Consider the following 22284-nt stretch of genomic DNA (forward strand, 5'->3'; position numbering starts at 1 on the left):
TATCCCATGAAATTTATAAAGAAAACTTGTCAAGTATCTCCATTACTATTACTAATATCGGCATACTCTTATTCTGCTGATACAGCAAAAATCCAGTTCAAAGCAACATTTGTTGCAGCTTCTTGCAATATTTCAGTTTTTAATGATAAAAAAGTAAAAGGTGATGTCGATTTTGGAAAAGTAATCACCACAAATATTATTTATGAACGCGTTTCCCCTAAAGAAATAACATTACAGTTAAGTAACTGTCAAAATATTGATCTTGTTACCCCCTCAATCAAACTATCAGGCACAACATTATCTGGTGACAATACTCTATTTAATAACCTTGTCGATCAGAACATCGGCGTTGCACTTTTGAAAGACAATGGTGAACGATTTAAACCAGGGGACATTGTATGGACAGGAAAGGATGATGGCACTACTGATTATTCAGAAAAAACATTTGAATCGAATATCTTCTGTATAAATTGTCAAAAAAGTGCAGATATAAAGGCAACAGAACTTAATGCGACGATGACTTTTCAAGTTGAGTATCGGTAATTTCTATGTTTACTCTATTAAAAAAAATTATCTTTTTATCATTATCAATGCTTATAATGGCAGAAAGCTATGCAGCTTCTGGTGTTGCTCTAGGGCAAACACGCATTGTATATAATGAAGGTAATAAAGAACAAACAATCACAATCATTAATAATGATGATAAAGCTTACTTAGTTCAAGCAGGTGTATATGTTTCACCTAATGGAATATTAGATGACAATTTTTATGTTATCCCGCCATTATTTAGATTAGAGCCAAATAAAGAAAATACTATAAAGATAATTTTAAAATCAAAAAAATCACTACCTAGTGATAAAGAGTCTATTGCTTATTTTTCTGCAAATGTTATCCCTTCAAGTCAAAAAACCAATAATGGAAGTGAAGATAATAGTATGCAAGCAAAAATTACAATTTCAACCCGAAGTGTAATCAAGCTATTTTATCGTCCTGAAAATTTACCCATCAGTTATAAAAAATCCGAAAGTGATTTGAAATTTAAATTAATAAATGACAATAAATTAGAGGTTTATAATCCATCGCCTTATTACTTAACGTTTGCTAGCCTTAAGGTAAATAATAAGTCAATATCCAATTTCGATACCCTAATTGGTCCTAATGAGAAAAAAATAATATCAATTTATAATAAAGCAAACACTATCGAATGGTCATTAATCAACGATTACGGCGGCATTAGTGATAATTATCAATATGTATTCAAAAAGTAGGCTTAAGATATGCGATTGATTGCATTTTTATTTGTGCTTTTTTTGTCTATAAATACGTCAAATGCAAATGACGTTAACAGCGGGTTTGATTTTTATAGCACTAGACTGATTTATAATGAATCAGATAAGTCAGGGATTAGTTTCTCAATAAAAAATAACTCTAAGAATAATTATTTAATGCAGGCATGGATTTCAGAAACATCTCCAATGTCAATTAAAGATAGTACTGATGATTATAAGTATAAAGACTCACCTTTTATCATATTACCTCCATTAAAAAAAATTAATGGCTATGAAAAAATGAGTTGGAGAATAATTCAAAAAGACAGAATCCTTAATAGGAAAAATGAGAGTGTTTATTATATATATATAAAAGCAATACCTTCATTTAATGAAGATGAAAATAGTAAAATAGCGATAAACACAGTATTATCTTTTAAACTTTTTTATAGACCAAATGACTTAGAGATAAAAAAAATTAATAAAACCTTCGATATGCTGGAATTCCAAAAAGAGGGAGAGAGTTTAATCGTAAGAAACAATTCACCTTTATATGTAACCTTTGATTCTATATCTATCGGTAACAAAAAAATATCTGAAGATGAATTAATGAGAATGGTACCACCTAATGATAGTCAGAAATACCTACTACCTAAAAATGCATCAGGAAAAATTCAATGGTCATTAATTAATGACTTATCCGGAAAAACAGAATCTATAGAGCAAGATTTTTAAATGCGGCTAAAATAAGAAAACATTATTATGAAGAAAATTTTGGTTACTAGAAAAAGCAAGGTTTTATTTTTACATAAAAAAAGTATTGTCGCATTACTTGTCTCAATGACATTTTCAAGTTTTGCAGAGGACTACTTTGATCCCAATTTATTGTCATTCCCTAATGGTAGTGATCGTGATAATATTGATTTAAGTATTTTCTCTAAATCCGGCGCGATATCTCCTGGACATTATTTAGTCACTGTTTATATTAACCAACAGGAGTCGGGTGTAAAAGAGATTAATTTCATTGAAAATAATGATGGTAAAGTTTATCCCGAATTAACTAAAGAGAATTTAGATGAACTAGGTGTTAATACTCAAATTATTAAAGGGTTATCATCATTAAAAGGTAATGAAATTGTTTCGGATATTAATGAGTTCATTCCTGATTTTTCCTATAGATTTGATCTTGCTAAATTGAGTTTGTACTTAAGCATTCCACAAATTGATATGAAGCATCAAGTAGGTGGATATATTGATCCTAATCTATTTAGTGAAGGCGTTCCTGCTGCTATTTTTAACTATCAATTTAGTGGTGGAAAAAATTGGCAAGATGGCAATCGCTACTCAAAAAAATCATCAAGTGATAATTTTTATGCAACTGCTAATGGCGGTATAAATTTAGGAGCTTGGCGATTACGCTCAACTGCAACTTATACAAGAAATACATTTGATCGCGCAGATTCAAAAACGACAGATTCAAAAACGAAATTTTCAAATAGCTATGTAATGAGAGAAATTAGAAAATGGCGTTCGGAACTATTCATTGGAGAAACCAACACAGGTAGTGAAATATTTGATAGTATTCCCTTTAAAGGGATAAAAATTAATTCAAATGAACAAATGCTACCAAGCAGTTTAAGAGGATTTGCACCAGAGATTAATGGGATAGCTCAGTCGAATGCACGCATCAGCATTTCTCAGAATGGAACGATTATTTACCAAACTTATGTAGCCCCAGGCCCTTTTAGCATACGTGATTTATATCCTACTAATATGGGTGGTGACTTAGTTATTACAATTACAGAAGAAGATGGTACAATAAAAACCTTTAACCAACCTTATTCAGCTTTACCAGTTATGGTTAGAAGTGGCCAAATGAAATATGAAATTTCTTCTGGCCAATATAATGGTGAAATTACAAATGGTTCCCGGAAAAGTAATTTTATATTAGGTACTCTAATTTATGGATTGCCTAAAAATTTAACCCTATATGGTGGTACATTACTCGCTGAAAAATATATGTCAGGTACATTAGGTACTGGTTTTTCTATCGGGGTATTTGGGGCTTTTTCTGCTGATATCACTGTATCGTCGGCTAAATTTAATCATCAGGATACCAAAACTGGGCAATCATATCGTGTTCGTTATTCAAAAAGTTTGTTATCCACTGGTACCTCCGTTGATTTGACAGCATTAAGATATTCAACAAAAGACTACTATAGTTTTAGTGATTTCAATAATACTGGATATGATATCAACCAAGGAATTATGCCATGGTTATCATCGCGTAAAAAAAATAGCTTCCAAACCTCCCTTAGCCAATCAATTGGTAAGTATGGTAGCGTTTCCTTGATGGCATCTCGTGATGATTTTTGGGATCGTAATGAAACAGTCACAAACTTATCTTTGTCCTATAATACGAATATTAAAGGAGTCAATGTTAATACTGCTTATTCAATTAGCCGTACCGATGATACAAATGGAAAATGGCCTGAAAATAAACAGCTATCGTTAAGTATCCAAGTACCATTTAGTTTATTTAGTCAATCAGAGCTAGCGGAAAACATTTATTCTAATTACCAATTATCTCATTCTAATAATGGAAAAGTTTCGCAGTCTATTGGACTTAGTGGAAACGCATTGAATAATGCTTTATCTTATAGTATTAATCAAAGTTGGGGTAATAAAGACCAAGACTACGGTGGTTCATTGAATGCAAGTTATACTGGTAATAAAGGAAATATTTCGTCCGGCTATAATTATACGGAGAGTAACCGTAGCGTAAACCTTAGTGGTAATGGTGGCGTTGTTATACATAAAAATGGGATAATATTATCGCCGACACTTGGCTCTTCAATTGCTATTGTTGAAGCTCAAGATGCTAAAGGCGCTAAAGTTGAGAATGGCAATACAGTAAATTCTGATGGATATGCTGTTTCATCCTATTTATCTGATTATAACAAAAATATTGTAAGTATTAACCCTACAACATTACCAGAAAATACAACACTTATCGATACATCAGTCAATGTTTATCCAACTAAAGGTGCTGTAGTAAAAGCTCAATTTAAAACTAATGTCGGCTATCAAGCATTATTAACCGTCAATTATAATGGTGGTTTTGTTCCTTTTGGGGCTATTGCTACCATTATTGATAATAACAAAGAGTTTTCTACATCAGACTCAAGTATTGTCGGCGAATTAGGTCAATTATATTTAAGCGGCTTACAAGAAAAAGGAATTATTTCAGTAAAATGGGGCAATAAAGAAGAACAACAATGTACTGCTTCTTATCAATTACCAAATAATTTACCTTCAGATGAACTTATTAAACAATTGAGCATTAATTGTATTTAAACTAATTTATGGTGTCTTATGGCTATCTCCAGAGTAAAATATTTATTAGCTTTAAAAAGAATAATTATTGGTTTTACCCTATTTTCAAGCTTCTCTTTTGCAGAAACAATTGATGTAGGTTCTGTCGTTAGAGAAGGGTTTATTACACCTGAACTTTCAATAAGTGATATCACAACTTACGCCACAGTGAATGGTAATAACTGTGCACAGTCTATGGGATATGGGGGATGTAATCGGTTTTTAACTTCATTAGAGTTAGAAGGCTCTAAATACATAGGTTCACCTAGTCAATATTATGGTGTCCCACTCATTAATGTGGAGTCACCCAGTTCTCCTACTACATTATATTTGGTTATTGTTTCTGGTAGCATCTCTCTAAATATTGACGGGAATAATCAGAATAAAGTAATAACAGCAAATAAGCCTCCTAGTGATACTTTCAATAAATACTACAGTAACTCTATTTTTAGTGGGGTAAGCTCAACTCAAAAAGCATCAGGTTTAAAATATAGAATATATAATAGTGGGTCAGCATATGTAAAACCAGGCCTTTATTCGATTTCATCTGATAATAGCTTGACTTTCAAAAGTTTTGCTAATGCATTTCATCCAGGTGGAGCTGCTAGCGGATGGTCGACGATTAAATCTACAAGAATAATTCCTAGTTTTTTAGTTCGCCCTGCATGCACTATCAATACTCCAGCCGTCGTAGAATGGAAAAATGCTGCAATTAAACCCGTTCAAGGAACCACCTATGGCACTAAATCAACTACACTTAATTATAGTTGTGAAACAGGGCTGAATGCGATTTCAGTTTTTTCTAAGGTATCCTCTGGTATCACAGATATCAACAAGAAAAAATTATTTCTAAATAACGTGCAAACAGGGCCTTATATCACTGGTAGTTTAAAAAACACGCCTCCTGGTTGTAGCGGTGGTGACTTTCTATTCGATGGTGAAACACCATTTGTAGGTAGTAATACGGGGAGTCTCATCATGCAGTGGGATCTTTGTAGTGATGGACGGCCTGAAGCAGGTAAAGCTTATTCAGGCGCCATTGATGTCTTTATACTGGCTAAGTAAATAGCGAGTAATTTAGGGTATAAGAGGGCTTATTTCACGAATAAATCGACTTTCAAAAATGAAATAGATCACTTCAAAGCAGAGAGCAGGTGATAAACTATTTTATAATTGAGGTCACTATCACTTTTAATCAGCAGATTTGGTAACAAACCTATATACAGCATGATTTACATGCCCGATTAAAAAATCATAGCTTATTAAAACCCCAGAGGATAGCCCATAGCTATCCTCTGGTTATCAGCTCTGATTAGTGAATGCGTTCGCCTTCTTCTTCATCGTCAGCGTCTTCGTCATCATACTCTGCGTCAGGATCCTCAAAATAAGTTCCCCACCCATCGTAATTAATACCGATTTTTTCTGCCAGTTTCATTAGCTGATCAACTTGCGCATCGATCAATTCTGCATTTAATGCACTTTCGCTGATCACATCGCAACACATCAGTGTTACGCCATTTTCAACTTCGAGTTCTTCAGCATCAGTGACTTCATAACCTAATTTAAAGGCTTCTACTGCGGCTTTTTCGAGTAGTTCAAAATTATCAGCAGAGAAATGGTGTTCAATTGCATATAATGCATCTGGATCACTACCGTCTTCCAGTAACTCTTCAATAATTAAACGAGTTTCTTCGTATTGAGCTTCTTGTTCAGCTTTATCCACCATGTCCACACCCCTTTTATCATTATTGCTAGTCTCAAACTCATTCTCCCATAGGGTAGCCAGTGAAACCATACTTATATGAATAATTTCTTTTCTATAAGGGGTTGATTTTGAATTTTTATGAATATAAATTGAATATTAATTCAATAAAAAAAGGCTATATTCTATGAACCCCTTCTATAAAAAGCACTTTCTAAGGTTACTTGATTTTACGCCCAGTGAAATTCATTCACTATTAAAACTATCAGCATGGCTGAAAGCACAGAAGAAAGCAGGTCTTGAACAACCCCTGCTAGCAGGTAAAAATATCGCGTTAATTTTTGAAAAAGATTCCACCCGTACCCGCTGTGCTTTTGAAGTGGGCGCATTTGATCAAGGTGCTCGTGTTACCTATCTTGGTCCATCAGGTAGCCAAATCGGTCATAAAGAAACCATGAAAGATACCGCTCGTGTTCTCGGCCGAATGTATGATGGTATTCAGTATCGGGGATTCAGCCAATCTAATGTTGAAATGCTGGCTGCTCATTCGGGAGTGCCTGTATGGAATGGATTAACCAATGAATTCCATCCCACACAGTTATTGGCCGATCTGCTGACAATTCAAGAACACCAACCAAACAAGCCATTGTCTGAAGTTAAATTTGCCTATCTGGGTGATGCACGTAATAACATGGGGAACTCCATGTTAGAAGCAGCCGCGTTAACAGGGATGGATATTCGCTTAGTCGCACCAAAAAGTTGCTGGCCAGAGCAAGAGTTAGTTGAAATTTGCCAACAAGCAGCACACAAAACAGGCGGTAAAATAACCTTAACCGAAGATGTCGCTGAAGGGGTAAAAGATACTGATTTTCTTTACACCGATGTGTGGGTTTCAATGGGAGAGCCAAAAGCGGTTTGGGCTGAGCGGATCAAATTGCTCAAACCTTATCAAGTCAATATGGATGTGATTAAACTAACTGGCAACCCTGATGTAAAATTCCTACATTGCTTACCTGCATTCCATAATGAAGATACGACACTAGGCGCACAACTTGCTGAGGAGTTTGATATGTGGGGTGGATTAGAGGTTACTGAAGAGGTTTTTGAGTCTCCGTACAGCATGGTATTTGATGAAGCAGAAAACCGATTACACACAATCAAAGCAGTTATGGTCGCAACATTAGCGCCTGAGCTGCCAAAAGATGTCATTTGATCCTGCCATATTTGCAAACATCACCCTGATTGTGATGTTTGCAAACATAATTAATAATAAATAATTAAAGATATCATTAATCAATAACTACTTCATTAAGCATGTAGGTAACATCCACTCTAAAAACAGATGGATATTTTAAATATAAAACAATGCTAATTACTATAAATAATAATAATTAATAATGATTGAACATAACCAAAATACATCTCTTCAATGTCACAACAACAAACTTGTTGAAGACAAAAAACAACCTCATAAAAAATGAAAATAAAGAATAGAACGATATTTTTACATTCCATCTAATATATAACATAATTGAAATCACTCTACTTTATCGCTTCGTCAACACAATCATGTCAATTTAACGAAAAATCCCCTCAAAACAAAAAACACAAATATATTAATCAGTTAATGAGTTTCAAGAACGATAAACAACTACATTTAGATAATGATTATCAATAAAAATTATAGTAAATACTGTAATATTATTTATTTCACATCAATAGCAATTTATAATTAATTTAATTTATTTAACTTCTTATTATATTAATCAAACGATTAACATGATAATAGCATACTCAACAACAAAATTGTTATTGAGGCTTCATTTAAATAAAGTTAGAATTATTGTTACTATCATCATTGGTTAAATACGCTTTCTTTGAATTTTTATTTAAAATATACCTTATATTATTTTATAGATGATAACCCTATAACTTCATCATTTATTTATATGAAATAACACCAGTTATATTGCAAGAATGAGCCTAACGATATGGATAAAATAAAACACGCTTTGCAATCTCAACAACAACGTCAATCTCAGCAGGAATACTATCGCCAGAGACGGCAAAATCATTTGACGCAGCTATATCAAGAAGTTTCACAATGGTTAACGACATCTAAAACAGTAGAAACATTGACTAACCATGTCAGCGGCCCTGATCGCCTTCTTCATCTTCATTATCCTAATGAACATACGATAGTTTTACGTTTTTCACCTCAATGGGATAAAAAATCAGAAAAAATTAAAATTGCTTTATTTATTTTTGATATCACTACGCCCAAATTTCGCACACAACTACAATTATTGTGGGAAGCCAAGCAGCAACAATGGCGAATAACAAGACTAAAGCGCTGTGTTTTTCGTTTCCGTAGCTTCTTTTATAAACGTTTTTTTCAAAAAAATGAGCTTGAGCAATACCTTCTCGATTTTTTTAATCGCACAGGAACCATTCATTAATGATAGCTACTAACTGTACGTTGTCACCACGGTGCTCTCTCTTTCATTGATGTTAGACGTGGCTTACACACTTTGAGCCACCTAAAAAATATGAAGAGTCAGAGGCAATTAGCGCTTGTTATACACAACTTATAATATGAATTCACCTTGAAATAACAGCCTATTTGGCCTACTTAATCCAATTTGAAGATCAAATCAAAGTAAGCCAATCATACTGATAAAAATAATTAACAAAGCAATAATAAAAACTAAGGTCTTTCGCCCTTCGCTAACCGCTTATTGATTTGTTCAATAACATCAGGTAAATCCGCTAAGGTATCCACGACGTAATGGGCACCCGCAGTAAATAATTTATCGGCTGCATGTTGCCGTAGCCGATCCACTGCATCAGCGGACATGTTCTGATATTCATCCCATGTTTTGCCGAACTCATTACCTGATAATGCTAGCCCAACGCTCCACATACCTGCGTTACGGCCTTCTTCAATTCCCGGTACCGCATCGTCGACTTTCACACAATGGAAAACAGCATCAACGCCCAATTCAATCACGTTTTTTAACGCCATCCAAGGCCCTGGGCGGCCACCAGCCGCAAGCTCATCACTAGCAATCCAATAATCAGGCTTGTAGCCTAACTGCTCTGCTGCGGGTACTAATTTTTCCATCACGGCCCGTGGGTAACCAGAGCATGAACCAATTTTGATCCCTGAAGAGCGGAGTGTTTTGATGGTATCAATAACACCATCGATAGGAGCTGCAAAATCAATGACTTTGGCGATTTGCAATGGCATAAAGGCTTCATAAATAGCATCAATGTCATCATGAGACATTGAACGTCCAAATTTCTGCTGCCAGCGCTCATCAATTGCCGCTAGCTTGCCTAACGCTTCAATATGTTGCCATTTACCCAGCCCCATAGGTATACGTGCTTCTGTAAGGGTAATATCAATATCAAACACACGATGAAATGCTTCAATAAAAATTTGGGTTGGTGCAAAAGAGCCGAAATCTACCGTTGTACCCGCCCAATCAAGGATCACTGCATTAATACGACTCATCATTATTCCTCATTTTTCCAATACATAGCCTTCTCGATCGCCAACAATAGAGCAGCAATATCTTGTTGATAAACTTCACCAATATTACCAATACGGAAACAATCACTTTGTGAAACTTTCCCCGGATAGATAACAAATCCTTGGGCTTTTAGCCGCTCATAAAATGATTTAAAGCGGTAATGTGGGTTTTTAGGTGAATAAAATGCAGTAATAATTGGCGATTGCATTGCCTCATCAAGTAAAGTTTCAAAGCCTAGCTCTCGCATACCAGCAACCAATTTGATTTGATTTTGTGAATAACGATGATGGCGAGCAGTTATTCCCCCTTCATGTTCCAACTCTTGTAAAGCTTGTGCAAATGCCAATACAGTATGTGTCGGGGAAGTAAAACGCCATTTACCATGATATTGCTCCATACATTGCCACTGAGCATACAGATCCAAAGACAATGAACGAGAGCGATTTTCACATTGCTCCAATTCATTCACCCTAGCAATAACAAAAGCAAAGCCCGGCACACCTTGAATACATTTATTGGCAGAACTGATCATAAAATCAATATTAAGTTGAGCGATATCCATTGGAATACCACCAAAACTACTCATTGCATCAACTAGATAACGCTTATTATAGCGTTTAGCCAATTCCCCCACTGAGGCGATAGGATTCAAGATCCCTGTCGTTGTTTCGCAATGCACCATCGCAATATGCGTAATATTTTGATCTCGCTGTAATAACTGCTCGATATGATGAAGGTCGGGTAGCGCCACTTCACCACAATCATATAAATGATGGGATAACCCCATACGCTGAGCCATTTCGGCCATACGTCTACCATATGCGCCATTGCTAATGATCAGTAGCTTGTGCTGCGAACTAATCGCACTCCCTAATAACGCCTCAACAGCAAAACTACCGCTACCTTGAATTAAAACTGACGTGTATCCAGCCGCTGCGGTCGCTAAAGAGACTAATTTCTGACGAACTTGCTGTACTACACCAAGATTATAGTCATCATCCCATGTACAACTATCAAACAGCATGGCTTGTTTTACCGTTTGTGATGTCGTCAAAGGACCGGGGGTTAATAACAAATAATTACGATCAGACATTCAACTCACCTATTGGTCTATACCAGATAGGCATTATAATGCGTATAGTTAACTTAAAAGGTCAAAGGAAAAGTCACTCTGCAACAAAAAATTCATATAACTCTGTATAATGTGCTGGATAACTAACGTGGTGAAAATTTATGAAATCGACGACTGAAGAGCTTCCGCAATACCGGTTGATCACCGCGCAATTGCAAGCAAAAATCGAAAATGGCAGCTTAAAGAGTGGTGACAAACTGCCTTCAGAGCGTGAGTTGTGCTCGATATACCACACCACTCGTATCACCATTCGTGAAAGTTTGATGCAGCTAGAGTCCAGTGGTTTGATTTACCGTTCCGAGCGGCGCGGCTGGTTTGTCACACCTGAACGCTTATGGCTCAACCCAACCCAAAACACTAACTTCCATAAATTGTGCCTTGAGCAAGGTCGTCAGCCTAAAACAGAATTATTGGATGGTCGTGTTGTCACCGTACCAAACCAAGTTGCCAAGCCATTGCTGCTAGAGCCTTTTGAAAAAATCTATTTACTCACTCGATTACGTTTTGCAGATGATCGCGCTATTTGTTATTGCGAAAACCATTGTTTACCTGCTCGCGTCCCCGAATTACTCAGTCATGATCTGAACGGCAGCCTCACTGAAGTGTATGAAACGCACTACAACCTGATTTACACCAGTATGCACCTATCATTTTACCCAACCGCGATGCCTGAGCCGGCCGCTAATGCATTAGGCGTCACAGTCGGCCGTCCCGCGCTCTTATTACAACGCTTAAACTATGACCAATATGGGCGCATACTGGATTATGATGTGGAATATTGGCGTCATGATAGCCTGCGTATTGAGGTTGATACCTTGTAGCACGGTTCATGAAAATAGATTTTTCGAAAAAAAATAGATTTTCATCTTTCTGTCATAATCTCTCGTTAGCGTAAAGCCAACTGGTATATACCAGAAAACTTTCGCTAACAGGAGATCACAATGAAACTTTCTCGCCTTTCTTGCTTATTAATGGCTACACTATGTTCCGCTCCCGCGCTAACGGCACCCGTTGTCACAGTTTATTCCGCCGATGGCCTGCACGATGGCAACAACAGCTGGTATCAAAACCAATTTAATGAATTTACCCAACAAACTGGTATCAAAGTACAATATGTAGAAAGTGGATCGGGGGCTATTGTCGAGCGTCTCGCCAAAGAACGTACAAACCCGCAAGCTGATGTGTTGGTCACTATACCGCCTTTTATTCAACGCGCAGCCACTAGCAAGCTACTCGCTGAATTTACTCCTGATGCCGCAACAACGATCCCCAATTCAACCAAATATTACACTCCTATCGTCAATAATTATCTGACATTCATCTATAACGATAAATTGTTAAAAGCTCCCCCTAAAAATTGGGATTCATTACTCGATAGCCGCTTTAAAAATAAACTTCAGTACTCGACCCCGGGTCAAGCTGGAGATGGAACCGCTGTCATGCTACAGGTGTTTCATAACTTTGGCAGCAAACAAGCGGGGCTAGATTATTTAGGTAAGTTGCAAGCGAACAATGTTGGCCCTTCCGCATCAACAGGTAAGTTGACTGCACTGGTTAACAAGGGAGAGCTATACGTTGCTAATGGCGATTTACAAATGAACCTATCGCAAATGGAGCGTAATCCGAATGTCAAAATCTTTTGGCCTGAAGATAAGCAGGGGCAACGTTCTACTTTGATCCTGCCTTATGTGGTTGGTTTAGTTGAAGGTGGTCCTGAAACCGAAAATGGTAAAAAACTCATTAATTTTTTATTAAGTCAACAATCACAAAGCCGAGTCAGTGAGCTTTCATGGGGGATCCCAGTACGCACCGATATTACCCCAACTGATGAAAAATATCGTACCGCAATCAAAACCATGGAAGGCGTGAAAAGTTGGCAACCTAATTGGGATGAAGTTGCCGTTGCACTTTCGGACGATATTGCACGTTGGCACAAAGCCACTGAAAGTGAGTAATACAGATATGTTGATGAAAAAAATGACTAATTCAACGATACAAACGGCGGCACATTCAGGGATCACCCTTGATTCATTAAGAGTGTCCTATCATGACAACGTGGTACTTAAACCGTTATCACTGACCATCGAGCCCGGTGAAATTTTAGTGCTTATCGGACCATCTGGCTCAGGGAAAACGACTGTTTTACGCGCTATTGCCGGCTTTGCACAACCAGACAGCGGACGTATTTTACTGGGTGATACGGATATCACCCATCTTCCACCTTATCAAAGAGGGCTTGGTATGGTGGTACAAAACTATGCCTTATTCCCTCATATGAAAGTTGAAGATAATGTTGCCTTTGGGCTACGAGCGCAAAAACAGCCTAAATCGTTGGTCAATGAACGTGTGATTGAAGCACTGAAAATTGTAGGTATGACTGACTATGCGACACGGTATCCACATCAACTTTCTGGTGGCCAACAACAGCGTGTCGCTATCGCTCGCGCCATTGCAGTACGGCCTCGGGTATTACTACTTGATGAACCCTTATCTGCTCTCGATGCACAAATTCGCCACAATATGGTCGAAGAAATCGCACGTTTACATCGTGAATTACCTGAATTAACTATCCTTTATGTTACTCATGATCAGACCGAAGCTCTCGCGTTGGGGGATAAAATTGGCATAATGAAAGAGGGATATATGGTCGCGCATGGTGAAAAAAACACCCTTTATCACCAGCCTCCTAATCGTTTTGCGGCAGAGTTTTTAGGCCGAGCCAATATCCTACCCGCAACCGCACTTGGGGATATCCCGCCTTCTGGGCAAATGACGGTCAGTTGTTTAGGCGCACTGATTGAAGCACAAACCTCAGCTGTACGCTCTAGTGGCCATAAACTGGTTTGCGTGCGTCCGCAACATATTAGCTTGTCACCACGCCCAGAAACGACCAATCACTTAAATGCCACTTTACGTTCTATTAATTGGAAAGGCGATCTTACCCATTTGATCTGTGACATAGCCAATGAAACGATAAGTGTTGCTGTCACTCACTTGCATCCAAGCCCACAAATTGGCGATCCACTAACTTTATGGTTTTCACCCGCAAATACGATTTTAATTGAGGCGTGACATGTCACAAGCAATAGAAACAGATCGTCGTCCTATCAAGATATCCCCCTATTTATGGGTACTATTGCCATTATTAGTACTCGCTACGCTGTTCTTTTACCCATTGTTGTTGATTGCAGAACAAGCGTTACAAAATGAGTCTGGGCAATGGGGTTTAACCACGTTTTGGGAAGTGGTTGAGTCACGTCGCTTTATCAATGGCTTAAGCAATACACTGTACATTGCCGTTTTTGCAACACTGGGTTGTTTGATCATTGGTAGTATTCTCTCTGTGATATTGGTTTTTATCCCTTTTACGGGCAGCCGATTTATCACACAAGTAATTGATACGTTTATTGCACTACCCACCTTTTTGATCACCCTCGCCTTTACCTTTATCTATGGCTCCGCTGGGTTACTAAATGGCACACTCATGGCGTTATTTGATTTTGAACTCCCCCCCGTTGATTTTCTTTACTCCGTTAATGGCGTCATTTTGGCTGAAATTACCGTTTTCACTCCGTTAATTATGCGACCACTGATGGCGGCTCTGCGTCAAATCGATAAAAGCCAACTCGAAGCCGCTAGCGTACTTGGTGCACATCCTGCTCGTGTGATCCGCCAAGTCATTTTTCCCGCTGCATTACCTGCTTTGCTTGCTGGGGGAAGCCTATGTTTACTGCTCACCACCAATGAATTCGGCATTGTGCTATTTATTGGCGCCAAAGGGGTCAATACATTGCCGATGATGGTCTATAGTAAGGCCATTCTTGAATCGAATTACACCGTTGCCTGCATGATAGCGTTAATTAATATTTTACTGTCACTCGGTTTATTCTCTTTATATCGAATGGCTACGGGTCGCATCAATACGAGGAAATCATCATGCTAATATGGTCATCAAAAAGCCGTGTCATTGCCGCGACAATCGCTATCTGCTTATTTAGCGTGATTTTTTTGCTGCCACTCGTCATCATCCTGATGTCCAGTTTTAGCCAGCAATGGAATGGAATATTACCTTCAGGGTTTACTTTTATTCACTTCGTTAATGCCTTTCGAGGCCCTGCGTGGGATGCCATTTTATCTAGTCTGGTAATTGGCTTTAGCGCCAGCCTATTTGCTTTAATCTGTGGATTATGCGCCGCTTTAGCGCTACGCCGTCATTCTCCCAAAATACAAAAATACTTAGGCATTGCCTTCTATTTACCCAGTGCGATCCCTTCCGTCTCGATCGGGCTAGGCATATTGGTTGCTTTCAGCCAAGGCTATTTGCAGATGAACGGTACATTTTGGATTATTTTCTCTGCACATTTCGTGCTGATAAGCGCATTTACCTTTAGTAATGTATCAACAGGTCTAGCGCGTATCTCTCCTGATATCGAAAATGTTGCTTTTAGCTTAGGTGCATCGCCTTGGTATCGCTTATGCCATGTCACATTGCCATTATTAATGCCGTGGATGATATCTGCATTAGCATTGAGCCTATCATTATCTTTAGGGGAGCTAGGCGCAACCATGATGCTTTATCCTCCAGGATGGGCAACACTGCCAGTATCTATTTTTAGTTTAACCGACCGAGGAAATATTGCTGATGGCTCAGCACTAACGGTTATTTTAGTCGGAATGACATTGCTGCTGATGATCCAATTGGAACGTATCGCCAAACGACTAAGCAGCCGATAAATATCTCACTGATTTCTCTCTTTTTACGCAGAATTGTATGAGAGTCGATAGCGCGAAATAACAAAAAAATTTTATTTTTTCTGCATGCAAACGCTTGCGTCGTGAAAAGACACGCGTATAATGCGCCACAATTTGTCAGGAGAAAACATGAACGCTGTCGCTCTATTTGTTACAGAGAACACCTCCACTACACTGCCATCTGGCGGTCTGGAGAGCCTGTTTTTCCCCTCCGTATTTGATAGAAAGCCCCTCATTGAGGGGCTTTTTTTTGGCCTTTTACCTAAAACATCTTGCTGACACAGGAGAACAACGATGCCGAACCCTTTATACCATCGCGACATAATTTCAATTAATGATTTAGATCGCACCGACCTTGAGCTAGTACTCAAAGTGGCTGCTTCTCTAAAACAGCAACAACAGCCTGAATTTCTGAAACATAAAGTTATCGCAAGTTGTTTCTTTGAAGCATCAACCCGTACACGCCTCTCCTTTGAGACTGCAATTCATCGCTTAGGTGCCTCGGTCGTCGGCTTTTCGGATAGCACTAATACATCTTTAGGTAAAAAAGGTGAAACCCTCGCAGATACTATTTCGGTTATCAGCCAATATGTAGATGCAATTGTGATGCGCCACCCACAAGAAGGTGCCGCACGCCTTGCCAGTCAATTTGCAGGTCATATCCCTGTCATCAATGCGGGCGATGGATCCAACCAACACCCAACGCAAACGTTGTTGGATCTGTTTACCATTCAAGAAACACAAGGCCGTTTAGAAAATCTGCAAGTTGCGATGGTTGGTGACCTAAAATATGGCAGAACTGTCCACTCGCTAACGCAAGCACTGTCTAAGTTTGAAGGAAATCACTTTTACTTTATCGCACCAGATGCGTTATCCATGCCAGTGCATATTCTGCATCTACTGGAAGAGAAAGGCTCTACCTATAGCCTACATAATAATATTGATGAAGTAATGCCTGAGCTCGATATTCTCTATATGACACGGGTACAAAAAGAACGTTTAGACCCTTCTGAATATGCCAATGTGAAGGCACAATTTGTGTTGCGAGCGGTTGATTTACACGTTGCAAAGCCAAACCTGAAGGTACTACACCCACTACCACGTATCGATGAAATCACCGTCGATGTTGATAGCACACCTTACGCCTACTATTTTCAACAAGCAGGTAATGGTATTTATGCACGACAAGCCTTGCTATCACTGGTGTTAAATAAAGAACTGGCAATCTGAGGAGAAATCAATCATGACACACGATCATAAACTACAAGTAGAAGCTATCAGCTGCGGTACTGTCATCGACCACATTCCTGCTCAAATTGGTTTCAAATTACTGAGCTTATTTAAGCTCACACTTACCGATGAGCGCATCACTATTGGGTTAAATTTACCGTCGAATAACTTGGGTAAAAAAGACTTAATCAAAATCGAAAATACGTTTTTAACCCCAGAACAAGCAAACCAACTGGCAATGTACGCTCCAGAAGCGACAGTGAATCGTATTGAAGATTACCAAGTGGTTGAGAAACTTGAATTAAGATTACCCGAGCATATCGACAATGTACTCGTCTGCCCAAACAGTAATTGCATTAGCCACAATGAGCCTGTTTCAAGTGGATTTAAAGTGAAAAAAGTTGGCAAAGAAGTCGCACTAACCTGTAAATTCTGTGAGAAAGAGTTTGATAGAGACGCCGTGATCAATAATCAATAATCAATATCAGCGTAGACTGCGGTTTTGTATGAGCTTTGTATGTCAGCGACAAAGCTTTTATACTGTCCCTTATATAATGCTAATTTTACCTGATTAAACGGAGTAGTTATGTCATACGAAATCAGTACAGAAAATGCACCAGCGGCTATCGGTCCTTACGTTCAAGGCGTTGATTTAGGTAGTATGGTGATCACCTCTGGTCAGATCCCTGTAAACCCAAAAACGGGTGAAGTTCCTGAAGATATCGCAGCACAAACTCGCCAGTCACTGGCAAATGTGGCGGCAATCTTAGAAAAAGCAGGTTTAACGGCGGCGAATATCGTGAAAACCACAGTATTCGTGAAAGACTTAAATGACTTCGCGACGGTAAATGCAACTTATGAAGAATTCTTCAAGCAGCATAATGCCCCATTCCCAGCGCGTTCTTGCGTTGAGGTAGCTCGCTTACCAAAAGATGTAAAAATCGAAATCGAAGCGATCGCTGTTCGTAAATAGTACTTATATTATAAAGAGGGAAATATATCGCTTTTCCCTCTTTATATAATCAATTCTTAATTAATACGCCCCGCAATAAGCTAAATCCACACTTCACGTGCTTTACAATGATGAGCAACCTTAATTTCTTACTTACAACATATTTATTAAAGCATATTGTTATTTTGTTAGCATTCCTGCATAGTTGAGCCGGCTCCCTACCATTCATTGATCTAAAATATAAATTTAAGTTAAGGAGGTTATCATGCATAACAAAAAACTAAATATATTCACCACCTATTCTATTCATTTATAATTTAGAGAAGATGTACTTCTCTAAATAGGAGAAGTTAATGGTAACGCTCGTTAAGCTAGATAAAAACAACTGGGAAGATTGCGCCGATTTACAAGTTTCAGAAACACAATCCCAATTTATTGCATCCAACTTATATTCAATTGCTGAAGTTCAATTTTTACCTAATTTCACGGTTAAAGGGATCCAGCACGAAGAGGTACTCATTGGATTAGTCATGTATGGCATTGATCCTGATGATGGAAACTATTGGATTTATCGTTTCATGATAGATAAAAATTATCAACGCTTAGGCTATGGGCGGCAGGCAATGGCCTTAATAATTGATGAGATCAAATTATCAAATCAAGATAAAATTCCAACCATGATGATTGGGTATCATACTAATAATCTTGAAGCACACCTCTTCTATCAAAGTGTTGGTTTCGAATTTCAAGGTTTAGCAGATTGGGGAGAATATTTAGCAAAATTTGACCTGTTAAAATAATACGCTGTTATTCCTGATAAGGTATGAGGCTGTTGCCAAGTAGAATACACACGGCAACAGCTATTATCTCTTTTAAAATAAACGAAAAATTAATTAATCTTCTATTCAGCATGATTATCATCATCAAATGCCCTCCTCGATACCCTGCATCTCTTTATCGCTCCCAATAACTTTTTTTATTTTCGTTCCTCTGCTTTTGATATTCATACAATTTATTTTTTTCCTTGTTTTGGATCAAAATAAGAGTAGCTAAAAAAAAGCAATAACCTATATATTGTGCTTTAATTACACCAAGACACTACATATAGTATTTATTCACAGTTTTATCCACAATATCCTAATCAGTGCCACGATCACCTATTTCGTGCCATTTAAGCTTGTGGATAACTCAATAAGGAGCATTACAGTGAAAACGGTTGTAATTAAACGTGACGGTTGTCAGGTGAATTTTGACCTCCAGAGAATTCAGGAAGCCATAAAACGTGCGGCGGCGGCGGTGAATATTCAGGATGATGACTACTCTCTTCAAGTTGCAACAACTGTCACAGAGTTACTTGGCAACCGTGAAAAAGTGGATATCGCTCTGATCCAAGATGCTGTTGAAAACCAACTCATGTCTGGCCCCTATAAGAACCTAGCTCGTGCATATATCGAATACCGCCATGACCGAGATAATGAACGCGAAAAACGTAGCCAACTGACCCATGATATTCGCGGTCTGATTGAACAAAGCAATGTTTCATTACTCAATGAAAATGCAAACAAAGACAGCAAAGTGATCCCTACCCAACGTGATTTGCTCGCAGGCATTGTCGCAAAGCATTACGCTAAACAACATATTTTGCCACGTGATGTGGTTATTGCTCACGAACGCGGTGAAATTCATTATCACGATCTCGATTATGCGCCATTTTTCCCCATGTTTAACTGTATGCTGATTGATCTTGAAGGCATGTTAACTAATGGGTTTAAAATGGGTAATGCCGAAATAGAGCCTCCTAAATCAATTTCCACTGCCACCGCAGTGACAGCCCAAATTATCGCTCAAGTAGCTAGCCATATTTATGGTGGCACCACTATCAACCGCATTGATGAAATCCTTGCTCCTTATGTCCACATCAGCTATGAAAAACATCTAAAAACAGCGATCAATTGGGGCATTGAAGATGCGAAAGGCTATGCTGATAGCCAAACCGAAAAAGAATGTTACGATGCCTTCCAATCCCTTGAATACGAAGTGAACACACTGCATACCGCCAATGGTCAAACCCCCTTCGTAACCTTTGGGTTTGGTTTAGGCACATCGCAAGAAGCACGCTTGATCCAACAATCCATTCTAAAAAACCGTATCGCTGGGTTAGGTAAAAATCGTAAAACTGCCGTTTTCCCTAAATTAGTGTTTGCTATTAAAAAAGGCCTTAATCACCAATATGGTGATCCTAACTATGATATCAAACAGTTAGCATTAGAGTGTGCGAGCAAACGCATGTACCCCGACATCTTAAACTATGACAAAGTTGTCGATGTAACGGGCTCGTTTAAAACGCCAATGGGCTGCCGCAGCTTCTTAGGTGTCTACGAAGAAAATGGCCAACAAATTCATGATGGTCGTAATAATTTAGGTGTCATTAGCCTTAACCTGCCGCGTATTGCCATTGAAGCGCAAGGCAATGAAGACGCGTTTTGGCAACGACTCGAAGAACGCCTAGCGATCGCCAAAAAAGCCTTGATGACACGCATTGCACGCCTAGAAAATGTCAAAGCACGCGTTGCACCTATCCTATATATGGAAGGCGCCTGCGGAGTACGACTCAAAGCAGATGATAGTGTGGCGGAGATCTTTAAAAATGGTCGCGCATCCATTTCATTAGGCTATATTGGCTTACATGAAACAATCAATGCACTATTTGGTACACAACAGCATGTGTACGACAACCCATTATTAAGAGAAAAAGCTATCGCGATTGTAGATCGCCTACGCCAAGCGACCGATGAATGGAAAGCAGAAACAGGCTATGGTTTTAGCCTTTATAGCACCCCAAGTGAAAACTTGTGTGATCGTTTCTGTCGCCTTGATACTGCTGAGTTTGGGGTTATCGAAGGTGTTACGGAAAAAGGTTACTACACCAACAGTTTCCACCTTGATGTTGAAAAACGCGTTAACCCATACGATAAGATTGATTTTGAACAGCCATACCCTGCTCTCGCAAATGGCGGTTTTATTTGCTACGGCGAGTATCCAAACTTACAGCACAACTTGAAAGCACTTGAAGACGTTTGGGACTACAGCTATGAGCATGTACCTTATTATGGAACCAACACGCCTATTGATGAATGTTATGAATGTGGATTTACCGGTGAATTTAACTGTACCAGTAAAGGTTTTGTGTGCCCACGTTGTGGTAACCATGACACCAACCGTGTCTCCGTGATCCGCAGAGTGTGTGGTTATCTAGGTAGCCCAGATGCTCGACCATTTAACGCGGGTAAACAAGAAGAAGTCAAACGACGCATTAAACATTTAGGCAACGGCCAGCTGGGTTAATGCGATGAATTACCATCAATACTACCCAGTTGATGTGGTGAATGGCCCAGGAACACGCTGTACACTGTTTGTTTCTGGCTGCATCCACCAATGCAAAGGTTGCTACAACCAAAGTACATGGCGAATTGATTCAGGTCTTCCCTTCACACAAGTAATGGAAGACCAAATCATCCAAGATCTGCAAGATCCACGTATCCGTCGGCAAGGGTTATCCATTTCCGGCGGGGATCCACTACACCCCGCAAACCTACCTGCCATTTTGAAATTAGTACAACGTGTAAAAACGGTGTGCCCTGATAAAGATATTTGGCTATGGACGGGTTATCTATTTGCAGATCTCACCCTCGAACAGCAGAAAGTGGTGAGTTTCATCAACGTGTTAGTGGATGGGAAATTTGTTCAAGAATTGCATGATCCCGCTTTGCTTTGGCGAGGAAGCAGTAATCAAGTGATCCACCGGCTACGCTAACTATCACGCAGCCAATACAATTTGCTACCAAAGCCTAATTGATTATTCACCATTTTGACTTCTTGCAAATCTAATCGCCATACAGGCAACTTTGCTGTTAACGCCACAGGGAAGCGGCGACAGTAGAAATCACGGGCGGTTTGCTGTGCCGCTTCGACAATAGCAACCACCTCACCAATAAATTGGATCCCTTGGATTTGACTAACGACTTTCGTTTGTGCGGAGACTGTGCCAGCAACACGGCTGTTTTGAAGCATTAATTGACCATGACGCGAGTTCGCATCAGTCATAAAAAACAGGCTCATCTGATTAGCATCAAATGCATAATAGCAACTGGCGGGCCAGATATCATTATCTTGATAAGTAAATAGTGAAAAGACGTGTTGGCGAGAAAAATAACGCTGGATATGTTGTAAGGATTGTTGGGTATTCATCGCAAAAACCTAAGTTAGCCGTTCAGAACACGCTCTTTATACACTATTTCATGTCATCGAGCGTGCTTAAGCTGTTCTGAACGTTTAGA

The 22284-nt window shown here is 38.8% G+C and carries 22 protein-coding genes; 18 read left to right on the forward strand and 4 right to left on the reverse strand.

Annotated elements, in window-relative coordinates; all coding sequences use genetic code 11:
• The first annotated feature begins 6 nt into the window (after window positions 1-6).
• From M1E96_RS18740 to M1E96_RS18760, 5 genes are read left to right on the forward strand one after another with little or no spacing between them, the layout of a single operon-like run.
• Window positions 7-543 (forward strand): fimbrial protein, encoded by a 537-nt coding sequence (locus M1E96_RS18740; RefSeq protein WP_319067287.1) that lies wholly within the window; start codon window positions 7-9, stop codon window positions 541-543.
• A 5-nt stretch (window positions 544-548) separates the two neighbouring features.
• The gene (locus tag M1E96_RS18745; protein ID WP_369427282.1) at window positions 549-1268 is read left to right on the forward strand and encodes a molecular chaperone; all 720 of its coding nucleotides are present in this window, start codon (window positions 549-551) and stop codon (window positions 1266-1268) included.
• Window positions 1269-1277: 9 nt separating this feature from the next.
• Window positions 1278-2003 (forward strand): fimbria/pilus periplasmic chaperone, encoded by a 726-nt coding sequence (locus M1E96_RS18750; RefSeq protein WP_349489668.1) that lies wholly within the window; start codon window positions 1278-1280, stop codon window positions 2001-2003.
• Window positions 2004-2030: 27 nt separating this feature from the next.
• The gene (locus M1E96_RS18755) at window positions 2031-4625 is read left to right on the forward strand and encodes a fimbria/pilus outer membrane usher protein (protein WP_349489667.1); all 2595 of its coding nucleotides are present in this window, start codon (window positions 2031-2033) and stop codon (window positions 4623-4625) included.
• Between the two features lie 18 nt (window positions 4626-4643).
• Window positions 4644-5708 (forward strand): hypothetical protein, encoded by a 1065-nt coding sequence (locus tag M1E96_RS18760; protein WP_319067293.1) that lies wholly within the window; start codon window positions 4644-4646, stop codon window positions 5706-5708.
• 247 nt (window positions 5709-5955) lie between these two features.
• Here M1E96_RS18760 and rraB read toward each other — a convergent pair whose 3' ends face one another.
• The gene (gene rraB / locus M1E96_RS18765; protein ID WP_180355036.1) at window positions 5956-6369 is read right to left on the reverse strand and encodes a ribonuclease E inhibitor RraB; all 414 of its coding nucleotides are present in this window, start codon (window positions 6367-6369) and stop codon (window positions 5956-5958) included.
• Window positions 6370-6532: 163 nt separating this feature from the next.
• Here rraB and argF point away from each other — a divergent pair, with 163 nt between their 5' ends.
• Window positions 6533-7558, forward strand: coding sequence for an ornithine carbamoyltransferase (gene argF / locus M1E96_RS18770; protein ID WP_369427283.1), 1026 nt, complete (start codon window positions 6533-6535; stop codon window positions 7556-7558).
• A gap of 778 nt (window positions 7559-8336) precedes the next feature.
• Window positions 8337-8804, forward strand: a complete 468-nt coding sequence (locus tag M1E96_RS18775; protein ID WP_140181015.1) for a hypothetical protein — start codon at window positions 8337-8339, stop codon at window positions 8802-8804.
• Between the two features lie 248 nt (window positions 8805-9052).
• Here M1E96_RS18775 and phnX read toward each other — a convergent pair whose 3' ends face one another.
• Both phnX and phnW read right to left on the reverse strand, forming a co-directional pair.
• On the reverse strand, window positions 9053-9862 hold the full coding sequence (gene phnX / locus M1E96_RS18780; RefSeq protein WP_283125966.1) for a phosphonoacetaldehyde hydrolase: 810 nt from the start codon (window positions 9860-9862) through the stop codon (window positions 9053-9055).
• 2 nt (window positions 9863-9864) lie between these two features.
• Window positions 9865-10974 carry a 2-aminoethylphosphonate--pyruvate transaminase gene (gene phnW / locus M1E96_RS18785; protein WP_283125967.1) on the reverse strand — a complete coding sequence of 370 codons (1110 nt, stop codon included), beginning with the start codon at window positions 10972-10974 and terminating at the stop codon, window positions 9865-9867.
• 140 nt (window positions 10975-11114) lie between these two features.
• Here phnW and phnR point away from each other — a divergent pair, with 140 nt between their 5' ends.
• The 11 genes from phnR to nrdG all read left to right on the forward strand — a co-directional run bounded on the left by phnR (window position 11115) and on the right by nrdG (window position 21761).
• Window positions 11115-11834 carry a phosphonate utilization transcriptional regulator PhnR gene (gene phnR, locus M1E96_RS18790; RefSeq protein WP_283125968.1) on the forward strand — a complete coding sequence of 240 codons (720 nt, stop codon included), beginning with the start codon at window positions 11115-11117 and terminating at the stop codon, window positions 11832-11834.
• 120 nt (window positions 11835-11954) lie between these two features.
• Window positions 11955-12968, forward strand: a complete 1014-nt coding sequence (locus tag M1E96_RS18795; protein WP_283125969.1) for a 2-aminoethylphosphonate ABC transporter substrate-binding protein — start codon at window positions 11955-11957, stop codon at window positions 12966-12968.
• 13 nt (window positions 12969-12981) lie between these two features.
• Window positions 12982-14085 (forward strand): 2-aminoethylphosphonate ABC transport system ATP-binding subunit PhnT, encoded by a 1104-nt coding sequence (phnT, locus tag M1E96_RS18800; protein WP_319067297.1) that lies wholly within the window; start codon window positions 12982-12984, stop codon window positions 14083-14085.
• A gap of 1 nt (window position 14086) precedes the next feature.
• Window positions 14087-14956: a 2-aminoethylphosphonate ABC transporter permease subunit gene (gene phnU, locus M1E96_RS18805; RefSeq protein ID WP_319067299.1), complete on the forward strand. Its 870-nt coding sequence runs from the start codon at window positions 14087-14089 to the stop codon at window positions 14954-14956.
• The gene (gene phnV, locus M1E96_RS18810) at window positions 14950-15747 is read left to right on the forward strand and encodes a 2-aminoethylphosphonate ABC transport system, membrane component PhnV (protein WP_319067300.1); all 798 of its coding nucleotides are present in this window, start codon (window positions 14950-14952) and stop codon (window positions 15745-15747) included. Before phnU ends, phnV begins: the two co-directional genes overlap by 7 nt.
• Before the next feature lie 312 nt (window positions 15748-16059).
• Window positions 16060-16995, forward strand: coding sequence for an aspartate carbamoyltransferase (gene pyrB, locus M1E96_RS18815; protein WP_319067301.1), 936 nt, complete (start codon window positions 16060-16062; stop codon window positions 16993-16995).
• Window positions 16996-17008: 13 nt separating this feature from the next.
• Window positions 17009-17473 carry an aspartate carbamoyltransferase regulatory subunit gene (gene pyrI, locus M1E96_RS18820; protein WP_070925550.1) on the forward strand — a complete coding sequence of 155 codons (465 nt, stop codon included), beginning with the start codon at window positions 17009-17011 and terminating at the stop codon, window positions 17471-17473.
• Window positions 17474-17581: 108 nt separating this feature from the next.
• Window positions 17582-17968, forward strand: a complete 387-nt coding sequence (ridA, locus tag M1E96_RS18825) for a 2-iminobutanoate/2-iminopropanoate deaminase (RefSeq protein ID WP_070925551.1) — start codon at window positions 17582-17584, stop codon at window positions 17966-17968.
• 332 nt (window positions 17969-18300) lie between these two features.
• A complete protein-coding gene (locus M1E96_RS18830) occupies window positions 18301-18747 on the forward strand; it encodes an N-acetyltransferase (protein ID WP_070925552.1) in 447 nt (148 codons plus the stop codon).
• 406 nt (window positions 18748-19153) lie between these two features.
• Entirely contained in the window at window positions 19154-21292 is a 2139-nt protein-coding gene (gene nrdD, locus M1E96_RS18835) for an anaerobic ribonucleoside-triphosphate reductase (protein ID WP_283125971.1), read from the forward strand.
• 4 nt (window positions 21293-21296) lie between these two features.
• Window positions 21297-21761 carry an anaerobic ribonucleoside-triphosphate reductase-activating protein gene (nrdG, locus tag M1E96_RS18840; protein ID WP_319067305.1) on the forward strand — a complete coding sequence of 155 codons (465 nt, stop codon included), beginning with the start codon at window positions 21297-21299 and terminating at the stop codon, window positions 21759-21761.
• On the opposite strand, the gene M1E96_RS18845 is transcribed toward nrdG, so the two are convergent.
• Window positions 21758-22195, reverse strand: coding sequence for a YhbP family protein (locus M1E96_RS18845; RefSeq protein ID WP_140181035.1), 438 nt, complete (start codon window positions 22193-22195; stop codon window positions 21758-21760). The two genes, nrdG and M1E96_RS18845, sit on opposite strands and share 4 nt — an antisense overlap.
• Window positions 22196-22284: the final 89 nt, after the last annotated feature.

Source organism: Providencia sp. PROV236 (assembly GCF_033676985.1).
Classification (GTDB): Bacteria; Pseudomonadota; Gammaproteobacteria; order Enterobacterales; family Enterobacteriaceae; genus Providencia; species Providencia manganoxydans.

Coding starts and splice junctions, on each gene's coding strand:
- M1E96_RS18740 (WP_319067287.1), top strand. CDS start 7: ATGAAATTTATAAAGAAAACTTGTCAAGTATCTCCATTACTATTACTA.
- M1E96_RS18745 (WP_369427282.1), top strand. CDS start 549: ATGTTTACTCTATTAAAAAAAATTATCTTTTTATCATTATCAATGCTT.
- M1E96_RS18750 (WP_349489668.1), top strand. CDS start 1,278: ATGCGATTGATTGCATTTTTATTTGTGCTTTTTTTGTCTATAAATACG.
- M1E96_RS18755 (WP_349489667.1), top strand. CDS start 2,031: ATGAAGAAAATTTTGGTTACTAGAAAAAGCAAGGTTTTATTTTTACAT.
- M1E96_RS18760 (WP_319067293.1), top strand. CDS start 4,644: ATGGCTATCTCCAGAGTAAAATATTTATTAGCTTTAAAAAGAATAATT.
- rraB (WP_180355036.1), bottom strand. CDS start 6,369: ATGGTGGATAAAGCTGAACAAGAAGCTCAATACGAAGAAACTCGTTTA.
- argF (WP_369427283.1), top strand. CDS start 6,533: ATGAACCCCTTCTATAAAAAGCACTTTCTAAGGTTACTTGATTTTACG.
- M1E96_RS18775 (WP_140181015.1), top strand. CDS start 8,337: ATGGATAAAATAAAACACGCTTTGCAATCTCAACAACAACGTCAATCT.
- phnX (WP_283125966.1), bottom strand. CDS start 9,862: ATGAGTCGTATTAATGCAGTGATCCTTGATTGGGCGGGTACAACGGTA.
- phnW (WP_283125967.1), bottom strand. CDS start 10,974: ATGTCTGATCGTAATTATTTGTTATTAACCCCCGGTCCTTTGACGACA.
- phnR (WP_283125968.1), top strand. CDS start 11,115: ATGAAATCGACGACTGAAGAGCTTCCGCAATACCGGTTGATCACCGCG.
- M1E96_RS18795 (WP_283125969.1), top strand. CDS start 11,955: ATGAAACTTTCTCGCCTTTCTTGCTTATTAATGGCTACACTATGTTCC.
- phnT (WP_319067297.1), top strand. CDS start 12,982: ATGAAAAAAATGACTAATTCAACGATACAAACGGCGGCACATTCAGGG.
- phnU (WP_319067299.1), top strand. CDS start 14,087: ATGTCACAAGCAATAGAAACAGATCGTCGTCCTATCAAGATATCCCCC.
- phnV (WP_319067300.1), top strand. CDS start 14,950: ATGCTAATATGGTCATCAAAAAGCCGTGTCATTGCCGCGACAATCGCT.
- pyrB (WP_319067301.1), top strand. CDS start 16,060: ATGCCGAACCCTTTATACCATCGCGACATAATTTCAATTAATGATTTA.
- pyrI (WP_070925550.1), top strand. CDS start 17,009: ATGACACACGATCATAAACTACAAGTAGAAGCTATCAGCTGCGGTACT.
- ridA (WP_070925551.1), top strand. CDS start 17,582: ATGTCATACGAAATCAGTACAGAAAATGCACCAGCGGCTATCGGTCCT.
- M1E96_RS18830 (WP_070925552.1), top strand. CDS start 18,301: ATGGTAACGCTCGTTAAGCTAGATAAAAACAACTGGGAAGATTGCGCC.
- nrdG (WP_319067305.1), top strand. CDS start 21,297: ATGAATTACCATCAATACTACCCAGTTGATGTGGTGAATGGCCCAGGA.
- M1E96_RS18845 (WP_140181035.1), bottom strand. CDS start 22,195: ATGAATACCCAACAATCCTTACAACATATCCAGCGTTATTTTTCTCGC.